The sequence below is a fragment of the Gordonia amarae NBRC 15530 genome (assembly GCF_000241345.1).
Lineage (GTDB): Bacteria > Actinomycetota > Actinomycetes > Mycobacteriales > Mycobacteriaceae > Gordonia > Gordonia amarae.
Window position 1 is genome coordinate 127,975 of sequence record NZ_BAED01000033.1, and the last position, 19,560, is coordinate 147,534.

Annotated in this window: 14 protein-coding genes; 7 read left to right on the forward strand and 7 right to left on the reverse strand. The window is 67.8% G+C overall.

Going from position 1 to position 19,560, the window contains the following annotated elements; translation table 11 throughout:
- A complete protein-coding gene (locus tag GOAMR_RS09195) occupies positions 1 to 924 on the reverse strand; it encodes a phosphatase PAP2 family protein (protein ID WP_244427357.1) in 924 nt (307 codons plus the stop codon).
- 89 nt (positions 925 to 1,013) lie between these two features.
- Here GOAMR_RS09195 and GOAMR_RS09200 point away from each other — a divergent pair, with 89 nt between their 5' ends.
- The 3 genes from GOAMR_RS09200 to GOAMR_RS09210 are packed head-to-tail and all read left to right on the forward strand — an operon-like array spanning position 1,014 to position 4,236.
- Positions 1,014 to 2,348 (forward strand): DUF2029 domain-containing protein, encoded by a 1,335-nt coding sequence (locus GOAMR_RS09200; RefSeq protein WP_005186055.1) that lies wholly within the window; start codon positions 1,014 to 1,016, stop codon positions 2,346 to 2,348.
- A 45-nt stretch (positions 2,349 to 2,393) separates the two neighbouring features.
- Positions 2,394 to 3,392 carry a daunorubicin resistance protein DrrA family ABC transporter ATP-binding protein gene (locus GOAMR_RS09205; protein ID WP_005186059.1) on the forward strand — a complete coding sequence of 333 codons (999 nt, stop codon included), beginning with the start codon at positions 2,394 to 2,396 and terminating at the stop codon, positions 3,390 to 3,392.
- Between the two features lies 1 nt (position 3,393).
- A complete protein-coding gene (locus GOAMR_RS09210) occupies positions 3,394 to 4,236 on the forward strand; it encodes an ABC transporter permease (RefSeq protein ID WP_005186061.1) in 843 nt (280 codons plus the stop codon).
- Between the two features lie 7 nt (positions 4,237 to 4,243).
- Here the strand turns inward: GOAMR_RS09210 and GOAMR_RS09215 are convergent, their stop codons facing one another.
- The 3 genes from GOAMR_RS09215 to GOAMR_RS09225 all read right to left on the reverse strand — a co-directional run bounded on the left by GOAMR_RS09215 (position 4,244) and on the right by GOAMR_RS09225 (position 10,264).
- Positions 4,244 to 7,525, reverse strand: a complete 3,282-nt coding sequence (locus tag GOAMR_RS09215) for an AfsR/SARP family transcriptional regulator (protein WP_005186063.1) — start codon at positions 7,523 to 7,525, stop codon at positions 4,244 to 4,246.
- 191 nt (positions 7,526 to 7,716) lie between these two features.
- The gene (locus GOAMR_RS09220; RefSeq protein WP_005186066.1) at positions 7,717 to 8,856 is read right to left on the reverse strand and encodes a cystathionine gamma-synthase; all 1,140 of its coding nucleotides are present in this window, start codon (positions 8,854 to 8,856) and stop codon (positions 7,717 to 7,719) included.
- 10 nt (positions 8,857 to 8,866) lie between these two features.
- The gene (locus tag GOAMR_RS09225) at positions 8,867 to 10,264 is read right to left on the reverse strand and encodes a cystathionine beta-synthase (protein ID WP_005186070.1); all 1,398 of its coding nucleotides are present in this window, start codon (positions 10,262 to 10,264) and stop codon (positions 8,867 to 8,869) included.
- Positions 10,265 to 10,387: 123 nt separating this feature from the next.
- Between GOAMR_RS09225 and GOAMR_RS09230 the strand changes: the two genes are divergently transcribed.
- Complete coding sequence (locus tag GOAMR_RS09230; protein ID WP_005186073.1) at positions 10,388 to 11,323, forward strand: SGNH/GDSL hydrolase family protein; 936 nt, start codon at positions 10,388 to 10,390, stop codon at positions 11,321 to 11,323.
- A 55-nt stretch (positions 11,324 to 11,378) separates the two neighbouring features.
- Positions 11,379 to 12,602 carry an acetyl-CoA C-acetyltransferase gene (locus GOAMR_RS09235; protein ID WP_005186075.1) on the forward strand — a complete coding sequence of 408 codons (1,224 nt, stop codon included), beginning with the start codon at positions 11,379 to 11,381 and terminating at the stop codon, positions 12,600 to 12,602.
- 74 nt (positions 12,603 to 12,676) lie between these two features.
- Here the strand turns inward: GOAMR_RS09235 and GOAMR_RS09240 are convergent, their stop codons facing one another.
- The 3 genes from GOAMR_RS09240 to GOAMR_RS09250 all read right to left on the reverse strand — a co-directional run bounded on the left by GOAMR_RS09240 (position 12,677) and on the right by GOAMR_RS09250 (position 16,565).
- A complete protein-coding gene (locus GOAMR_RS09240) occupies positions 12,677 to 13,543 on the reverse strand; it encodes a Bax inhibitor-1/YccA family protein (RefSeq protein ID WP_040514780.1) in 867 nt (288 codons plus the stop codon).
- A gap of 69 nt (positions 13,544 to 13,612) precedes the next feature.
- Entirely contained in the window at positions 13,613 to 14,272 is a 660-nt protein-coding gene (locus GOAMR_RS09245) for a TetR/AcrR family transcriptional regulator (protein ID WP_005186082.1), read from the reverse strand.
- 10 nt (positions 14,273 to 14,282) lie between these two features.
- Positions 14,283 to 16,565, reverse strand: a complete 2,283-nt coding sequence (locus GOAMR_RS09250) for an MMPL family transporter (RefSeq protein ID WP_005186085.1) — start codon at positions 16,563 to 16,565, stop codon at positions 14,283 to 14,285.
- A 214-nt stretch (positions 16,566 to 16,779) separates the two neighbouring features.
- Between GOAMR_RS09250 and GOAMR_RS09255 the strand changes: the two genes are divergently transcribed.
- The gene (locus GOAMR_RS09255) at positions 16,780 to 18,012 is read left to right on the forward strand and encodes an arginine deiminase (protein WP_005186089.1); all 1,233 of its coding nucleotides are present in this window, start codon (positions 16,780 to 16,782) and stop codon (positions 18,010 to 18,012) included.
- Positions 18,013 to 18,330: 318 nt separating this feature from the next.
- Complete coding sequence (locus tag GOAMR_RS09260) at positions 18,331 to 19,536, forward strand: NAD(P)/FAD-dependent oxidoreductase (protein WP_005186092.1); 1,206 nt, start codon at positions 18,331 to 18,333, stop codon at positions 19,534 to 19,536.
- The last annotated feature ends 24 nt before the right edge of the window (positions 19,537 to 19,560 follow it).

The following is a 19,560-nucleotide window of genomic DNA, read 5'->3' on the forward strand; positions in this document are numbered from 1 at the left end:
CTAGCGGTCCGGTTCCTCGGCGGCGAACGCCGACGAGATCTGCGGCAGCGTACCGCGAACCACGATGTCCTCGGGCGCGAGCGCCTCGGCGGTGACCGCCTCCGTATCCTTGCGGCCGAAGACCTGCGCGAACACCGCACTCCACGGCGTGTACACGATCGCGACCGCGACGGCGATGACCGCCATGATGGCGACTGCGTCGAGGAGGTAGTGGTTGGCGGTGATCATCACCACGAGGATCGTCGAGATCGGGTAGCAGACGCCGAGCACCCTGACCCAGGTCCGCCGCGCGTACAGGAAGATCATCAGGCCACACCAGATGGCCCAGCCGCAATGCAGCGACGGCATCGCCGCGAACTGGTTGCTCAGCGACTCCGGCCCCGGCGATCCCGACGGACTCCACCAGCCCCACGACGAGGTCTGTGCGAGAGTGTCGACGAAACCGTCATACATGCGCGGCGGGGCCGTGGGCATCATGTAGAACCCGGCCAGCGCCCCCAGCGTGGTCAGGATCAGCACGAACGACCCGCGCCGGTATCCGGCCTTGTTGGTGACGAACAACCACACCGCGGTTCCGATCGTCATCCACCAGTGCAGCGTGTGATAGTGCAGCGAGGCGACGTCCCGGACGATCGTGACGTGCTCACCGAATTTGTTGAGCGACATCTCGATGTCGATGTGGAGCTTCTTCTCCAGATCCAGGACCGCGGTCCCGTGCCGGAATGCCGGATCGATCTCTTTGCCGCCGAGGTTCCGGATGTAGGAGTACACGCGGTAGATCGAGTAGATGACGGCCAGTTCCAGCCACCACCTGGGCACCGAGAAGTAGCTCCGCGCCCAGGTCAGCCACAAGCGCACACGCGCACCACGGCCCGCCTGATCAGCGGGCCGGGTCTGCGTATCGTCTTGTGCCGTTATGGACATGGCCTCCCCACGGGTAACGTCTGGGTGAAATCTTCAGGCACACACATGTGCAACTCACCGACCACCAAGAGTAACGCTTAGGTATCCAGATGCTTGACGACGCACTTCTCCACGGCCTCTACAGGCGTGTGGGAACGCGGCATATCGAGGCCACCGCGTACCTGTTGTTCGGTTGCGGCGCGTACCTCGTGTACGTCCTGTCCGGCTTCGACACGCACGTCACCTGGGCACATTCGGCGGCCATCGGGTACTGTATCGCCGCATTCGTCGGACTTGCCCCGATCAACCTCGGCATCTCGCGCACGGCGCTGGCACGGGTGGTGGCCACCATCGGATCGGTTATTGTGCCGTTCATCACACTGACGTCCGGGCAGTATCCGATGCAGAGCGAGATCAACGTCGTCGCCCGCTCCGGCGACCTACTGCTGCGCAACGGCATCCCGTATCTGCCCGACGCCACCAACGTCACCGACATCAACCCGTACCTGCCGATGATGGCGGTGTTCGGGGTACCACGCGCACTGCTCGCCCGCACCGGCATCGACCCGGGCAGCGCCTGGAACGCGGTCGGTGACCCACGCCTGTGGTGCGCGCTGATCGCGGGCATCGCGATCTGGGGGTCGCTGCGGATCCTCGGCTCACTGAACTGGTGGAGCGCCGGCGCCGCGCTGCTCCTGGTCGCCTCGCCGACGGTCGCCCTGGAACTGTGCGCCAGCGGCGTCGACCTTCCGCTGGCGGGTTTCCTGATCCTGACGCTGGCCCTGGTGTCCCGGCAGCGCCTGGTCGCCGGTGCGATCTGCCTCGCGGCGGCATTCGCCATCAAGTGGGTCGCATTGCTGGCCCTGCCCATCGTCGCGGCCTTCCTGCTGACCAGGTTCGGTCGCGGGGCTGTGCTGAAGTTCGTGGCGGTCCTGTCCGTCGCGTCGGTCACGTTCGTCATCCCGGCGATGCTCGCGCTGCCGGACACCATCGCCCAGGTATTCGAGTTCCCGACCGGTCATGGACCCGTCAGCACGCCGGCGCGCAGCCCGATGCCCGGTGTGCTGCTGGCCGAGTTCGGACCCGCGGGCCGCAACGCCGACATGGTTCTGCTCGCGGTGTGCGGGGCACTCATCGCGCTGTCGCTGCTGCGGAATCCGCCGCGCTCCTTCTCGGCGCTGGCGGGCTACGTGGCAGTGGGCCTGACCTGCTTCTTCCTACTCGCCCCCGTCGGCCGGTTCGGCTACCTGCTCATCCCGATGCTGCTGATCGGGATGGCCGTCATCGACCACCGGCGCACGCATTCGCACCAGACGATGCTGGCCCGTCATCTCAGGGTGATGGCGTCCACGCCGATCCTGCTGGAGCGGTTCGCGCCGGCCACGGCGATCGCCGCCCGGCCGTGGCGCCGGCTCCTCCCGACAGCGCACGCGAGGGCCGCGTAAGCCGGTGTAAGTCTCGCGACAGGTGCACCGCGCATCGTTGTCGCCATGACACACGACACAACCCCTCGACATGAGATCACCGGGGAGCCGGCCATCGAGGCCACCAGCCTGGTGAAGCACTTCGGCGACACCCACGCCGTCAACGGCGTCGACCTGACCGTCCCGACCGGATCGGTGTACGGCGTCCTCGGACCGAACGGTGCCGGAAAGACGACCACCGTGAGCATGCTCGCGACCCTGCTGCGTCCCGACGCCGGCAGTGCGAAGGTGTTCGGCTACGACGTCGTCGACGACGCCGTGGCCGTCCGCTCGCTCGTCGGCGTCACCGGGCAGTACGCATCGGTCGATGAGGACCTGACCGCGATGCAGAATCTGGTGCTGTTCGCGCGGCTGCTCGGCTTCTCCCGGGCCCGGGCCCGCAGCCGCGCCGGCGAACTCCTGGAGGCGTTCGCGCTGACCGAGGCCACCAACCGCCCCCTCAAGGAGTTCTCGGGCGGTATGCGCCGGCGGCTCGACCTGGCGGCCAGCCTCATCGACACCCCGCCGCTGCTGTTCCTCGACGAGCCGACCACCGGCCTCGACCCACGCACCCGGGCGCAGATGTGGGACACGATCCGCGATCTGGTCAAGCAGGGTTCGACGGTGCTGCTCACCACGCAGTATCTCGACGAGGCCGATCAGCTCGCCGACCGGATCGCCGTCATCGACCACGGGGTGGTGATCGCCGACGGCACCGCCGACGAACTCAAACAGTCCGTCGGCTCGACCACGCTGCAACTGACGCCGGCCGACCGCGCCGACGCCCCGCGGGTGCTCGAGATCGTCGACCGGTTCCTGGGCGGCGCCGCCCTGAGCCCCGAGGCAGCCCGGGTCACCGCGGGCCTGAACCGCTCCGACGTGGTGCCCGACATCCTGATCGCCTTGCGCGAGAACAATATCGAGATCGATGAGATCAACGTCCAGAAGCCGACGCTCGACGAGGTGTTCCTCACCATCACCGGCAAGTCGGCGACTGCCGACGACGAGACCAAGGAGGTGGCCTGACATGACCACGACAACACCGCAGACCAACCCCGACCACCGGCCGGCGATCCGTACCGAATCGGCCCGGCTGCACGCGAAAACGTCTGTCTCCCTTTCTGAGACGATCGCACAGTCGTTTTCGATGGCCTACCGGGGCGTGCTGAAGATCCGGCACAATCCCGAGCAGCTCTTCGACGTCACGTTCCAGCCGATCATCTTCACCCTGCTGTTCACCTACGTGTTCGGCGGTGCGATCAGCGGCGACGTGAAGTCGTATCTGCCGGTGATCATCCCGGGCATCATGGTGCAGACGGTGATTCTGACCTCGATCGTCACCGGAACCCAGTTGCGCGAAGACATGGACAAGGGCGTGTTCGACCGGTTCCGGTCACTGCCTATCGCCCGGATCAGCCCACTGGCCGGTGCGCTGCTCGCCGACGTGATCCGCTACTTCGTCGCCACCGTCCTGACGGTGATCATGGGCCTCATCATGGGCTGGCGGCCCGACGCCTTCGGGGTTGTGGCATCAGCACTGCTGATCATGGTGTGCAGCTTCGCACTGTCCTGGATCTTCGCGCTGATGGGCTGCCTGATGAGCAAAGCCTCCGCGGTGCAGGGTGTCTCGATGATGATCATGTTCCCGCTCACCTTCGCCTCCAATGCCTTCGTTCCCGCCGACACAATGCCCGGCTGGATGCAGGCGTGGGTCAAGGTCAACCCGGTCAGCCATCTGGTGAGCGCGGTGCGTGACCTGACCACCGACGGTCATGCGAGTTCGCATGTGGGCTGGTCACTGCTCGGGGCCGCGGTGGTGACCGCGATCTTCGCCCCGCTGGCGGTGCGTGCCTACATGCGCAACGCCTGACAGCCCGTCACGGCAGGCTGCTGGTCGCGAAATCGAGGATCTCCTCGCGCACCTGATGCCGGGACAGCCGTCGCACGGCATCCCACAACGACGCCCAGTCGTCCTCGGACAGACCCGAGTTCGGCTGGGCGTCGACGACCGCGCGGTGCAGGCTCGGCATATCCCGCCGGGCGCCGAGCCGCACTCCGAGCGCCATGAGCCGGGCACCGTCCGCCGCGGTGGCCTGGTCGAGGGTGAGGAGCCTGCCGACGATGAGCGCGATGGTGGCGCCCTGCGGCAGATCGAGCCAGGTCCGGCCGCCGAGTGTCGACCGCAGCCCTTCACTCAGGACACCGAGATAGTCGAGGGCCGTGGTGGTGTCACCGCAGTCGAGCAGACCGGCCACCGATCCACTGATCAGCATGACCGCGCCGGGATCCCCGGTGAGGAACGGGTGCTCGCGACGGATGAGCGCGGCCGATCGGCCGAATACCTCAGCGGCGCCGCGTCTGTCGCCCCGGCCGTGGCAGATCTCGGCAGACACCATCATCATCGCGGAGGTCACCTCGGGATGGCCCTGCGGATCGCCGTCTCGCGCCGTCCACCCGTCCGCGATCGGGGCCAGCACACGTTCGGCCTCGTCGAACCGCCCGAGCGCCGCCAGGGCGCCCGCGAGATAGCAGCGCGAGCCGTCCGAGTCCTCGGTGGCCGCGACCTGCTCCAGTTGACCGATGGCGTCCCGGTAGTAGCCGATGGCGTGTTCCCATTGCGCGCGTTGGCCGTAGATGCCGGCCACCGTGTTCTTCGGCATCGCCGACAACCAGATGTCGTCGTAGCGGGAGGTGAGCTCGAGCATGCGCAGACCCTCCCGCAGTGCCAGGTCGAGTGCTCCGGTGTTCTCCCAACCGGCCATCCGCAGCCCGCGGGCGATGAGCGCCACCTTCGGTGAACCGGCGCGCACTCCGGTGGCGATGAGCCGGTGCGCCGGCGCACCCGCACCGGCCAGTGCCAGCGCCGACAGGAAGTCGGTCGGTTCGCTCATGACGGTGTCGCGATGCAGCAAGGTGCGCAACAGCATCCGGCCCCGCGCGACGTGCCGCAGGTTCCGGTGCATCATCTGATGGATGGATGACACGAGAACCGTTGCCTGCCAGAACTTCCGCAGTTCGTCGGGCAGATCGCCCGAGGGCCGGGGCAGTACCCCCATCACTCTGGTACTCCACGCGATGACCTCCGAATGCAGGCCCCGGATCACCCACAGGCCGCCGAGCACCGGAAACACCGTCACCACGGTGGCGAGTTCGTCGCCGGTCAGCGGTCCGGTTTCCACTGTGACACAACGCCTCAGAACCCAGACCAGGTTCTCGGCCTCCGCACCGACCCGGTCCATGAGAGCGGGCGAGGCGAAGGCACATTCGTATTCGGCACCGACCTCCAGCGCGAAAGCCCTTGCCCAGTGGCAGATCGCCTCATCGACGACTCGCGACGCGGCGGAATCGTCGGCCAGCTTGGCCTCGCCGAACTCCCGCACGGTCTCCAGCATCCGGTACCGGGTGCCCGTCGCCGTCTCCACCACCGCGAGCAACGACTGATTGACCAACTCCTCGAGGACGTCATCGACGCGAAAGCCACTGTAGCCCAAGATGACCGCTGCAGTTTCCGCGGTGAATCCGGCGGGGAGCCTGCACAGCGACCGCAGCGCCGACCGCGCGTCGTCACCGAGCAGGTCCCAGCTCCAGTCGATGACCGCGTACAGGGTGCGGTGACGATCGGGGGCGCCGCGGTCGTTGCCGCGCAACAACCCGAACCGTTCATCGAGTCTGGCGGTGATCTCCCCCACCGACATCGTCCGGATGCGCGCCGCGGCGAGTTCGATGGCCAGTGGCAGTCCGTCGAGCCTGTCGCACAGCGCCGCCACCTCGACCGGGTCGAGGGACACCGTGGGCCGGATGGCCCGCGCCCGACGACCGAACAGTTCCACCGACGCACCGTCGACGCCGACGGCGAGCGTGGGCAGCGGATAGATGTTCTCGGCGGCCAGCAGCAACGGCGATCTGCTGGTGGTGAGCACCGTCAGATTCTGTTCGGCGGCAAGGAGTTCGGCGACCAGACGGGCACACCCGTCGAGCACCTGCTCGCAGTTGTCGAGGATCAGCACGGTGTCGGCCCCGCGGATCTCATCGACGATGCGGACGGTGAGATCGCCCGGAGGGCGGCGCGTACGGCCGCCGGGCGTCCACTCGGCATCGCCCACCCCGAGCGTCGACGCGACCGCGGCCACCACGTCGTCGTCGTCACGGACCGGCGCCAGCTGGACATAGAAGACGGAGCGGCCGGTCTCCGCGAGCCGGGCCCCGACCCGGTGGGAGATGCGGGTCTTGCCCACGCCGCCCGGCCCTTGGACGGTGACGAGCCGACCGGCGGCGAGCAGGTCGATAATGGCGGCGATGTCACCATCCCGGCCGACGAGTTCGGACGCATCCGCGATCAGGCCGACGACCTTGGCTCGCCTTCTTCCGGTGACCGGTGCTGCCCGCACGCCAGAATCGTCTGCATTGGAGTTCTTTGCGCCAGAGAGCAATTGGGCGTTCAACGCGGTGATCTCAGGACCCGGGTCGGCACCCAGTTGGGACGACAGTTCACGGCGCAGCCGCACGAACACGGCCAGCGCATCGGCCACGCGGCCCTCGCCGGCCAGCGCCCGCATCAGCCACATGTGCGCGGTCTCATCGAGAAATTCTGCCGCACAGAGGTTTTCCGCGAGAGCCCGGGCGGACGCGTGATCACCGTCGGCCAGCAGTACCCCGATGCGGGTGCGGTCGAGCTTGTCCCGCAACGCGGTGGCGCGGGCCGTCAACTCACCGGCGATTCCGCCCGCCGCGTCACCGAGATCGTCGCCGGGTACCCCACGCCACAGCCGGTCCGCCGCGGCGAGATCGCCGCCGGTCCCCGAAGCGACGAGTTCGCCGGCGATGTCCAGATCGGTGCGGCACCCGGTCAGCCGATAACCGCCGGCCACCGCCTCCAGCCGGCCGTGTCCCAGTATCGAGCGCAGCCGCGAGATCTGCGTATGCAAAGCCGCCGGCGGCGATCCCGGCGGATCGTCGCCCCACACGTCGTCGATGAGGCGCTCGGCCGTCCGGACCCGGCCGTCGGCCAGGGCCAGTGACACCAGCAACCTGCGGGCGCGCACCCCGGCGATGGGCGCGGGTTCTGATGCACCGGACGTCGCGGATGCTCCCGCGACGGTGATCGGGCCGAGCAGCCCGATCACCGTCACGACGGGGGATTCAGCCTGCGACGTGGACACTCAGCCCAGAATACGCAGGAGGGGTTCAGTCGGCCCGGTCATGCCCGGCCGGCCGAGACCCCGACCATCAATTCGGAGGGGTGCGGTCGGCCCGGCCCGGTCTGGACGACCGAGCGAGTCGGGAGCTGCGACCGGGGAGCGAGGGAGGAAGACCGGGACTTCAGGGCCGGCCGAGACCCCGACCATTCAACTCAGTGCAGCGCTTTCTCCAGGTCGCCGAGGATGTCGTCGATGTCCTCGATGCCCACCGACAGCCGGACCAGGTTGTCGGGGACCTCGAGCAGCGAACCGGCCGTCGAGGCGTGGGTCATGGCGCCCGGATGCTCGATCAGCGATTCGATGCCGCCGAGGGACTCGGCGAGGGTGAACACCTCGGTGCGGGCGCAGAAGTCCTGAGCCGCCTCCAGGCCACCGGCGACCAGCACCGACACCATGCCGCCGTAGCGGGCCATCTGCTTGGCCGCCACGTCGTGGCCGGGGTGATCGGGCAGACCCGGGTACAGGACCTTCTCGATCTTCGAGTGGCCGGACAGGAACTCGACGACGCGCTCGGCGTTGTCGCTGTGCCGGTCCATGCGGACAGCGAGGGTCTTGATGCCGCGCATCGTCAGGTAGCCGTCGAACGGTCCCGGCACCGCACCCGCGCCATTCTGCAGGAAGGCGATGTCGACGTCGAGCTGTTCGTCGTCGGTGACCAGGGCTCCGCCGACCACGTCGGAGTGCCCGCCGAGGTACTTGGTGGTCGAGTGCAGCACCACGTCGGCGCCGAGGGCCAGCGGCTGCTGCAGGTAGGGCGAGGCGAAGGTGTTGTCCACCACCAGTTTCGCGCCGGCGCCGTGGGCGATCTCGGCGAGGACGGCGATGTCGCCGACGTTGAGCAGCGGGTTGGTGGGGGTTTCGATCCACACCAGCTTGGTCTTGTCGGTGATGGCGGCGCGCACGGCGTCGGCGTCGGTGATCGGCGCGACCGAGTAGTCGATGCCCCACTGCGTGAACACCTTGTCGATGAGCCGGAACGTGCCGCCGTAGGCGTCGTTCGGGATGACCAGGTGATCACCCGGGCGCAGGGTGGCGCGCAGCAGGGCGTCGGTGGCGGCCATGCCGGAGGCGAAGGCACGCCCGAAGGTGCCGCCTTCGAGGGCTGCGATATTGGCCTCGAGGGCACGCCGGGTGGGGTTGCCGGTGCGCGCGTATTCGAATCCGCCGCGCAGCCCGCCCACCCCGTCCTGGGCGAACGTCGACGACGCGTAGATGGGGACGTTGACGGCGCCGGTCAGCGGATCGGGATCGTATCCGGCGTGGATGGCGCGGGTCGAAAAGCCTTGGCTCATGGTTGTTGTCCTATCCGGCGAAGGGATGTGTGCTGACGAAGGCGAGCAGGTCGTGACGGGTGATGACGCCGACGGGCTTACCGTCTTCGACCACCATCAACGCGTCGGACTCGCTGAGCGCCTTGGTCGCGGCGGAGACCGGTTCACCCGAACCGATCAGGGGGAACGGCTCGCCCATATGCGCCGACACCGGGTCGGCGAGGCTGGCTCGGCCCTCGAAGACCGCGCTGAGCAGGTCGCGTTCGGTGACCGCCCCGGCCACCTCACCGGCCATCACCGGCGGTTCGGCGCCGACGACCGGCATCTGGGAGACGCCGTACTCACGCAGGATCTCGATGGCATCGCGCAGGGTTTCCGACGGGTGGGTGTGCACCAGGTCGGGCAGTTCCCCGCCCTTGCCGCGGAGCACGTCGCCCACCAGCGGTTCACCGGCGGCCTTGCCGTCGAGGGTGGACCGCAGGAAGCCGTAGCTGCTCATCCACTTGTCGTTGAAGATCTTGGCCATGTAGCCACGGCCGCCGTCGGGCAGCAGCACCACGACCACGGCGTCGGGACCCTCACGTTCGGCGACCCGCAGCGCGGCGACCACGGCCATGCCGCAGGAGCCACCCACCAGCAGCCCGTCCTCGCGGGCCAGGCGGCGGGTCATGTCGAACGAGTCGGCGTCGGAGACCGCGATGATCTCGTCGGGGATCGACGGATCGTAGGCCGCGGGCCAGAAATCCTCACCCACACCCTCGACCAGGTACGGCCGGCCGGTCCCGCCGGAGTACACCGAACCCTCGGGGTCGACGCCGACGACCTTCACCTTGCCGCCGGAGATCTCCTTAAGGTAGCGGCCGGTGCCGGTGATGGTGCCGCCGGTGCCGACGCCGGCCACGAAATGGGTGACCTTCCCGTCGGTGTCCCGCCAGATCTCGGGGCCGGTGGTCTCGTAGTGGCTCTGCGGTCCCGCCGGGTTGGCGTACTGGTTGGGTTTCCAGGCGCCCTCGATCTCGCGGACCAGGCGGTCGGAGACGTTGTAGTAGCTGTCGGGGTGCTCCGGCGGCACGGCCGTGGGACAGACCACGACCTCCGCGCCGTAGGCCTTGAGTACGTTGCGCTTGTCCTCACCGACCTTGTCCGGACAGACGAACACACACTTGTAGCCGCGTTGCTGTGCGACGAGGGCCAGACCCACGCCGGTGTTGCCGGAGGTGGGCTCGACGATGGTGCCGCCGGGCTTGAGTTCGCCCGAGGCCTCGGCCGCGTCCACCATTCCGGCGGCGATGCGGTCCTTGCTGCTGCCGCCGGGATTGAGGTATTCGACCTTGGCCGCGACCAGACCGGAGCCGGGCTTGACCACCGAATTGAGCTTGACAAGGGGTGTGTTGCCCACCAGGTCGACGACGTGATTCGCGATGCGCATTCCTCCATCGTCCCATCTATGGGTTCAGACCTCGAATCCCACCTGCGGTATCGCTCCGCCGGATCGGAAAACAGCGCAGCTCTGCTCCCGCAGGTGCGCGAGAACGGCTACTAGGGTGGGTTTGTGCCGGGTTCTTTTCCACTGAGCGACCGCGCGGTCCGTGACGGCGGTGCGGCGCTGGCGGCTGCGGCGGCCACCGCAACCGCCTCGTGGGCCGCTTACCGGGGTGTGTACACCTACCTCAACGGGCAGGCCGAACACGCGCGCACCGTCATCCCGCGCCCCACCGACGGCGCACCGAACGGCGACGGCGTGTACTACCCCGACGGCACCGGGCCCGTCTGGTATCGCCGCGGCCTCGACTTCAACATCCACCTGGTGGTGTTCGGCGACTCGACCGGGGCCGGACTGGGGGCCGAGGTCGCCGACGAGACACCCGGGGTGCTCCTGGCCCGGATGGTGGCCGACCACACCGGCCAGGTGGTGCGCTACTCCAACAAGGCAATTGTCGGGGCCACCTCCAAGGGACTGGCCGGGCAGATCGACGCGATGCTGGTGGCCGGCGACCGTCCGCATGTCGCGGTGATCATCATCGGCGCCAACGACGTGACCGCGACCAACGGGATCCGGGCGTCGGCCCAGCGCCTCGGGGCGGCGGTGCGGTTCCTCGTCGACAACGACGCCAAGGTGGTGGTGGCCACCTGCCCCGATTTCGGCGTGATCACCGCCATCCCGCAGCCGTTGCGCACCGTGCTGCGCCGATACGGCCTGCGCCTGGCCTCGGCGCAGCGCGGGGCGGTCCGCTCGGCGGGCGGGCGGGCAGTCCCGATGGCCGACATGCTCGCCAAATCCTTCCGGGAACAACCGGATTCGATGCTGTCGCCCGATCACTACCATCCGTCGGCCACCGGCTATGCGCTCGCCGCCGACATCCTGCTCCCGGAGGTGCTCGCCGCCATCGGCGAATGGGGTCCTGAGCCGCTGCCCGAGCCGCCCGAGGTGTCGGAGGCCGCCGAGCGGCGCAAGCCGGTGAACAGGCTGCGAAGACTGTTCACCTGAGTCCGCGCCGAGGACTGTTTCCACCGCCCGGAACCGGTGAAGTAACGTGTTTCACATGCCAGAAGCAGTGATTGTCGCCCATGCCCGTTCCCCGATCGGCCGCGCCGGTAAGGGATCTCTGAAAGACGTTCGCCCCGACGAGCTCTCGCGCCAGATGGTGGCCGCCGCGCTCGCCAAGGTGCCTTCGCTCGACCCCAAGGACATCGAGGACATCCACTGGGGTATCGGACAGCCCGGCGGCCAGGGCGGCTACAACATCGCCCGCGTCATCGCCGTCGAACTCGGCTACGACCACATCCCCGGCGTGACCGTCAACCGCTACTGCTCGTCGTCGCTGCAGACGACCCGCATGGCGCTGCACGCCATCAAGGCCGGTGAGGTCGACGTGGTGATCTCCGGTGGCGTCGAGAGCGTGTCCAGCTTCGGCATCTCCGGCGGTGCCGACGGCGCCCCCAACTCCAAGAACGCCGTGTTCGACGAGGCCATCGCCCGCAGCGAGAAGACCTCCGAAGGTGGCGCCGGCAGCTGGCACGACCCCCGCGAGGACGGCCTGATCCCCGACGTCTACATCGCGATGGGCCAGACCGCCGAGAACGTGGCCAGCTACACCGGCATCTCCCGCGAGGACCAGGACCGCTGGGGCGTGCTGAGCCAGAACCGCGCCGAGGCCGCCATCAACGCAGGCTTCTTCGCCCGCGAGATCGACCCGGTCACGCTGCCCGACGGCACCCAGGTGTCCACCGACGACGGCCCGCGCGCCGGCACCACCTACGACAAGATCAGCCAGCTCAAGCCGGTGTTCCGGCCCGACGGCACCATCACCGCCGGCAACGCCTGCCCGCTCAACGACGGTGCTGCCGCGCTGGTCATCATGAGCGACACCAAGGCCAAGGAACTGGGCCTGACCCCGCTGGCCCGTGTCGTCGCCACCGCCGCGACCGGCCTGTCGCCCGAGATCATGGGCCTGGGCCCGATCGAGGCGATCCGCAAGGTGCTGCGCATCTCGGGTATGTCGCTCTCGGACATCGACCTCGTCGAGATCAACGAGGCGTTCGCCGTGCAGGTCCTCGGTTCGGCCAACGAACTGGGCATCGACCACGACAAGCTCAACGTCTCCGGCGGTGCCATCGCGATCGGCCACCCGTTCGGCATGACCGGCGCCCGCATCACCACCACTCTGCTCAACAACCTGCAGACCCACGACAAGACCTTCGGCATCGAGTCGATGTGTGTCGGCGGTGGCCAGGGAATGGCGATGGTTCTCGAGCGTCTGTCCTGATCTACCTGCGTCAACAAGAACCGCCCCGGAGATATCTCCGGGGCGGTTCTTGTTGTGTTCGGCGACGCGGGCGTCTAGTCCGAGTTGAAGTAGCTCAGCAGACGCAGGATTTCGACGTACAGCCACACCAGGGTGACGGTGAGGCCGAGTGCCACACCCCAGGCGGCCTTGGCGGGGGCACCGGCGCGGATCAGGCGGTCGGCCGAATCGAAGTCGAGCAGGAAGCTGAACGCGGCGATACCGATGCAGACGAGCGAGAAGATGATCGCCAGCGGGCCACCGTCGCGCAGGCCGAAGCCGCCGTCGGTGAAGAAGCTCGCGACCAGGTTGCCGAGCATCAGCACGCAGACGCCGATCATGGCGGCGAACAGCATCCGGGTAAACCGTGGTGTGACGCGGATCGCGCCGACCTTGTACACCACCAGCATCCCGAAGAACACGCCGAACGTGCCGAGCACCGCCTGACCGATCAACGCACCGGCCGAGGTGTCTCCACTGACCACCCAGTTACCGAAGACGAACGAGATCGATCCGACGAACAGGCCCTCGAACGCCGCGTAGGCGAGCACGATGGCCGGGTTGTCCTGCTTGCGGCCGAAGCTTGCGACGAGTACGAGAACCAGGCCGCCGATCGCGCCGACGGCCATCAGTGGCGTGGCCAGCGCGTCGTTGGAGTCGACCAGGAAGTAGGAGACGATGGCCATGAGGGTCAGAACGCCCAGCGTGATGGCGGTCTTGGTGACCACATCGTCGACAGTGAGTTGCCTTGACGTCGCGGGTGCGGGCTGCGGATACTGCTGCGCGTAGGGGTCGTACTGCTGGCCGGGCTGGTTGAACATCGCGCCCTGGGCCGCCCCCGCGGCCCCGGCGCCGAATCCGGCGAAACCGGTCTGGTTATCGCGGACGACTCCGCGCATAACCGGGTTACTGCTCTCTCTCACCACAGGCTCCTTCTGGGTAGGCGTCTGATTACACCAACGTGTGACCGCTACGTAGGGTTCCGACTTTACCTACTCTTGACCATCTCGTGTGGTGTGCGGTCCGTACGCGCGTGGCGAACCGGTGGCGGTCATCCCCCGGCACACCGCGGTGAACAGGTGCTCGGCATGACTCAGGTCGTCGTCCCAGCCCAGGTCGGGCTGGCAGATCATCAACGATGCGATGCCGTGTGCGGCGGCCCAGAGTTCGAGGACCACGGCTGGGGGATCGCGGCTCGGGAGCACCCCCGACTCGGCAAGTCGGGTGACGGCCTCATCGAGCCTGCCGAACGCCGACGCCGCCCGGACCTCGTCACCCTTCGTGCTGTGACCTTTTCGCGGCGTCCGCCCGTCGAGCAGCCGGTACAGCGCCGGCGCGCCGACGGCGAAGCGCACATACGCCACACCCATCCGCACCAGCCGCTCGACCGGATCGTCGACATCCTCGCACGCGGCCGCGAGCACACCGTCGATGTTCTCGAAGTAGCGCAGCCACACCGCGTCGAGCAGTTCCTGCTTGTCGGCAAAATGCAGGTAGATCGACGGTGGGGTGACCCCGACGCGCGTGGCGACCGACCGGATCGACACCGCCGAGTCGTCGCCCGCGTCGATCAGCAGTTCGGTGGCCGCGTCGATGATCTCACCGGCGAGCCGCTCACCGGATCCGCGCGGCGACCGCCGGCGGACCGTCATGACTGCATCCTCACGTATCCGCCCGTACCCATTCGTCCGGCGCCGGCTCGGCCCCATGGGATTCGACCCTGTGTGATTCGGACAGGCCGATCCGCTGGTGGAGTGCGCGCAGCGGCCCGGGAGCCCACCAGTTGAGCCGGCCCATCAGCCGCATGAACGCGGGCACCAGCAACAGCCGGATCAGTGTGGCGTCCATGAGCACGGCGATGGTCAGACCCACCCCGAACATCCGCATGAACGACACTCCCGAGGCGGCCATCGCCGCGAACACGATGCTCATCAACAGTGCGGCCGCGGTGATCACCCGGCCGGTCTTGGCCAGGCCGACCGCCACGGCGTGGTCGCCTGCCTCCCGGCTGCCGTCCGAGGCGAGGAACTCCTCCCGGATCCGGCCGAGCAGGAACACCTCGTAGTCCATCGACAGGCCGAACGCGATGCAGAACATCAGCACCGGCATGGTGGCCACCAGATGCCCGGTCGTCACGGTGCCGAAGCCGCCGAGGTGCCCTTCCTGGAAGATGAACACCATCGCCCCGAAGGTCGCCGACAGCGACAGCACGTTGAGCACCAGCGCCTTGAGCGGCAGCACCACCGAGCCGGTGAACAGGAACAACAGGATGAAGGTGGCGACGGCGATCACCAGCAGCACATACGGCAGGTGTCCGTAGATCGAATCCAGGGTGTCGACGCTGTTGGCCGCCACACCGGTCACCCGTGCGCTCATCCCGTCGGGCAGTTCGACGGCCCGCAGGGCGCGCACCAGGTCACCCGCCGCGTCGCTGGTGGGTTCGAGCGACGACGACACGGTGACGATCGCCACGCCCTCGGAGGTGGCCGCCGGGTCGCCCTCGGCCACCTGCGCGCCTTCGAGGAACAGGCCCGCCGATGAGGTGACCGAGTCGACGCCCTTGATCCGGGCCAGGTCCTGGCTGTAGCTGCGCAGGGCGAAGCTGTCGGGGTCGTTGGCACCGGTGACCACCACCGTCGACACACCCGACAGGTTCTGCTTGTAACTGTCGCGGATCTCCTGTTGCACCTCGTGCGAGACGGCCGACGCCGGCAGCACCCGGTCGTCGGGGAAACCGAACTTGAACCCCAGGAACGGCGCGCCGAGCAGCACCAGCAGCGCGACCACCGCCACCAGCACCAGCACGGCGCGGCGCATCGCGAACCGGGCGATGCGGTACCAGAAGCTGTCCTCGACATCGTTGGTCCCGACACTCCCGGGGCGGCGCAGTAGCCTGCGCATCGGCCCGCGGACGTCGAGACTGTCGACGCGCGGCCCGAGCAGCGCCAGCAATGCCGGGGTGACGATCAGCGCGGCGGCCAGCGCGACCACCACGACGCCGATCCCGGCGTAGGCGAAGGACCGCAGGAAGTACATCGGGAAGATCACCAGCGCCGCCAGCGCGAGCGCGACGGTGATCGCCGAGAACAGCACCGTGCGGCCCGCGGTGGCCATCGTCGCCACGATAGCGTCCTCGCGCGTCCGCCCGTCGCGCACCTCCTCGCGGTAGCGGGTCAACAACAGCAGGGTGTAATCGATGGCCAGCGCCAGTCCCAGCGCGGTGGCCAGGTTGAGCGCGTAGATCGAGACGTCGGTGAAGATCGCGATCAGCCGCAGGTAGGCGAAGGTCAGCACGATCGCGACGATGCCGATTCCCACGGGCAGTGACGCCGCGATGACACCACCGAACACGAAGATCAGCACCAGGAAGGTGATCGGGATCGCGATGCCCTCGGCGATGGCCAGATCACGCGACGACTGGGTGTTGACCTCGGAGTACACCATCGCCTGGCCACCGACCCGGATCCGCACACCCTGCCGCTCCCCGCCGAACCGCTCGGCGAGTGCATCCGCGTGCTCTGGGGCGTGGTCCTCGCCGCCGGACAGGTTGACGACGATCTGCGTCGACGACTTGTCGATGCTCAGCAACCCGTCGGCCAGTTCCGGCCGATCCCAGATCGAGAGGACCGGATCCTGCACGTAGCTGATGGTCTTGAGTTCGTCGACGATCCCCTTGCCGACCTCCATGGCGGTGGAGTCGGTGGAGATGTCGGTGCCCAGGTCGACGTCGAGCTTGATGACGGCCTGTAGCCCGCCGCGGTCGAAACGCTGGTCGAGGATCTTGTCGGCGACGGCCGACTCGGAGGCCGGGTCGCTGAACCCGCCCGCGAGCAGATCCTTGGCGGCGCCGGCGCCGTAGATCCCCGAGCCGATGAAGAGCACGAGCGCGATCACCAGCACCGCTTTGGGCGCGGCGAGGATCGCGCGGGTCAGACGTTCCGGCATCGTGACCCCCTGGTGTTTGTTCTGGCCCCAAAGCCGGTCATACCCCCGTGGCTCGTCATGCTGAATCCTCCCGATTCTGTGTTATCGACGTTAAGTTAACGTCATTAACCCAACTGGGGCAAGACCCTCCCGAACATCCGGCGCGACATACCGCGCGGTGTTAGCGTTGCGGGCACACGTCAGATCACGGCAACGCGCGGCGACGGGAACATAGGTGACCTTTCACGTTGACTCCGAGGTCGGCCCGCTGCGGCAGGTGATCCTTCACAAGCCCGGGATCGAACTGCTCCGGCTGACCCCGTCCAATGTCGACGAGCTGTTGTTCGACGACATCATGTGGGCCGAACGCGCACGCGAGGAACATGAGGCCTTCGCCCAGGTCCTGACCGACCTGGGTACGCGGGTACACAGCTATCACCGGCTGCTCGCCGAGGCCATCGAGGTAGACGGCGCACGGGAGTTCCTGCGCGAGCGACTCAGCACGCCGTCGATGTTCGGGCCGGCCCTCAGCGACCCTCTCAAGGAGTTCCTGAGCACCCACGACGCGAGTGAACTCGCCGAGATCCTGATCGGCGGCCTGCTCAAACGGGAGATCGCCCCGCACCTGCACGGCACGTCGAGCCTGCTGCTGTCATATCTCGACGACGACGACTTCCTGCTCGCCCCACTCCCCAATCACCTGTTCCAGCGCGACAATTCGGCCTGGATCTACTCGGGTGTGAGCATCAACCCGATGGCCAAACCGGCCCGCCAGCGCGAGACCATCAACTCGCGGGTCATCTACAACTTCCACCCGATGTTCACCGCGGAGTCGTTCGACTTCTATTACGGCAACGATTCGCGCCATCACGGGCCGGCCACCATCGAGGGCGGCGACATCCTGGTGATCGGCAACGGCTATGTGATGATCGGCCTCAGCGAGCGCACCGCCCCGCAGGGCATCGAGGTGCTGGCGTCGGCACTGTTCCGCAGCGACAACGTGCACACCGCGATCGTCGTCGAACTGCCGCGTGAGCGTGCCTTCATGCATCTGGACACCGCGATGACGCAGGTCGACCGCGATGCCTTCAGCGTCTACCCGTACCTGCCCGAGACACTGCGGTCGTTCACCCTGCATGCCAAGGAATCCGGCGGCTACACCGTCACCGAGAACGACGACCTGTGGCCGGTGGTCGCCGAAGCCCTCGGGGTGGAGCAGCTGCGGGTGTTGCGCGCACCGATCGACCGGCTGGAGGCCGCCCGCGCCCAATGGGACGACGGCAACAACTTCCTGGCGGCCGCGCCCGGCGTGGTGATCGGCTACGAACGCAACATCACCACCAACAAGTTCCTCGGTGACAACGGAATCCAGGTGATCCCGATCGCCGGTAACGAACTCGGCCGCGGCCGCGGCGGGCCGCGCTGCATGTCGTGCCCCATCGAACGCGACGCCCTGCCGCAGGACTGACGACGAGGTTCCCGCTCCCGGAAATGCCGAAGGGTACTGCCGGCGCAGTTGACGACCAACGCTCCGCACCGACCGTTCGTCGTCCCAAACATGCCGTTGAACGTTGTCAGATGACCGTTGAACGCTGGACCTTGAACAGCTCCTTACAAAGCGGTCATACGCATAGACAGGGTACAAAGTCCCGTCTACTGTCTAGTGGCACGTGGCACAGCACTATGCTCTCAGGGGGTCACCGATGAGCTCACGTGAACGACCGACATGCGGATCTATGCACGACGACCCGCACATCCCCGGTATTCCAGCCCAGGCGGTAACCCGATGACGGCACCTCGCCGCGTGGTGATCGTCGGCACCGGCATCGCCGGGATCACCGCGGCAGAGACTTTGCGTTCCAAAGGATTCGACGGTCATATCACCGTGTACGGCGCCGAGCCGGAGTTGCCGTACCATCGGGCGGCACTCTCCAAGGATCTCCTGGACGCGGACCTGTCCCCGCAGGGCGTCGCGCTCGGCGACGCCGACTTCTGGGCCAACCGCCGCATCAAGGTGGTCACCGGGACCAGCGTCGTCAACGTCCGGCCCGGACATCGCAGCGTGGTCATCGACACCGGCGCCGAGGTCCCCTACGACGCACTGATCCTGGCCACCGGCGGGGTCGCCCGCCGGCCGCACTGGATGCGGCCCGACGTCGACGTACTCCGCACCCGACGCGACGCCGTCGCGATTCAGTCGGCGATGCGCGGTCAGGACACACTCATCATCGTCGGCGGCGGCCTGATCGGTCTCGAACTGGCCTCGGCGGCGGTCGAGGCCGGCAAACGGGTCACCCTGCTGGAGGCAACCGACCAGATCCTCGGCGACACGTTGCCCGCGCCACTCGCCGACCACCTGGCGGATCTGCATCGCAGCCGCGGCGTCGACCTGCTGACCCATGCCACGGTCACCAACGCCACCCCCGACCATGTCGACGGCGACGGCTTCGACACGCCGTCCCGCGGCCATGTCATCGTCGCGGTGGGCGCCGGACCGAATACCAAGCTGGCCAAGTGCTCGGGGGCCAGGTCACGGAACACCGGCATCCGGACCGACGGCAACCTGCGCACCAGCGTGCGTGGGGTGTACGCGGCCGGCGATGTCGCCCAGACCCCTCACCCGATCACCGGTCTGCCCTGCGGTGGCGGGCACTGGCTCACCGCCCGCGAACAGGGCAAGGCCGTCGCGATGACGGTGCTGGCCGATCTCGGTTTCGACGTCGAGCCGGGAGTTCCTCCCATCCCGGTCGCGCGGTCCGAGCAGTACGGGGTCGACATCCAGATCGTGGGCTGGCCCCACTCCGGCGACCGCCTGGAGGTCACCGGATCGCTCGATGGCTTCGACGCCACGATCCGCGTCTACGACGGATTCCAGATGGTCGGCGCCGTCGGTTTCGGCGACCACGCCGACTGCTTCGCCCTGCGCGACGAGCTCGAACAAACCATTGTGCCGCTGAGCATTCCGGCTGCCGGCATCGGCATGGTCGGCTAGCCCGAACGCCCCCGGCAGTGCGGG

Coding starts and splice junctions, on each gene's coding strand:
- GOAMR_RS09195 (WP_244427357.1), bottom strand. CDS start 924: ATGTCCATAACGGCACAAGACGATACGCAGACCCGGCCCGCTGATCAG.
- GOAMR_RS09200 (WP_005186055.1), top strand. CDS start 1,014: ATGCTTGACGACGCACTTCTCCACGGCCTCTACAGGCGTGTGGGAACG.
- GOAMR_RS09205 (WP_005186059.1), top strand. CDS start 2,394: ATGACACACGACACAACCCCTCGACATGAGATCACCGGGGAGCCGGCC.
- GOAMR_RS09210 (WP_005186061.1), top strand. CDS start 3,394: ATGACCACGACAACACCGCAGACCAACCCCGACCACCGGCCGGCGATC.
- GOAMR_RS09220 (WP_005186066.1), bottom strand. CDS start 8,856: ATGAGCCAAGGCTTTTCGACCCGCGCCATCCACGCCGGATACGATCCC.
- GOAMR_RS09225 (WP_005186070.1), bottom strand. CDS start 10,264: ATGCGCATCGCGAATCACGTCGTCGACCTGGTGGGCAACACACCCCTT.
- GOAMR_RS09235 (WP_005186075.1), top strand. CDS start 11,379: ATGCCAGAAGCAGTGATTGTCGCCCATGCCCGTTCCCCGATCGGCCGC.
- GOAMR_RS09245 (WP_005186082.1), bottom strand. CDS start 14,272: ATGACGGTCCGCCGGCGGTCGCCGCGCGGATCCGGTGAGCGGCTCGCC.
- GOAMR_RS09250 (WP_005186085.1), bottom strand. CDS start 16,565: ATGCCGGAACGTCTGACCCGCGCGATCCTCGCCGCGCCCAAAGCGGTG.
- GOAMR_RS09260 (WP_005186092.1), top strand. CDS start 18,331: ATGACGGCACCTCGCCGCGTGGTGATCGTCGGCACCGGCATCGCCGGG.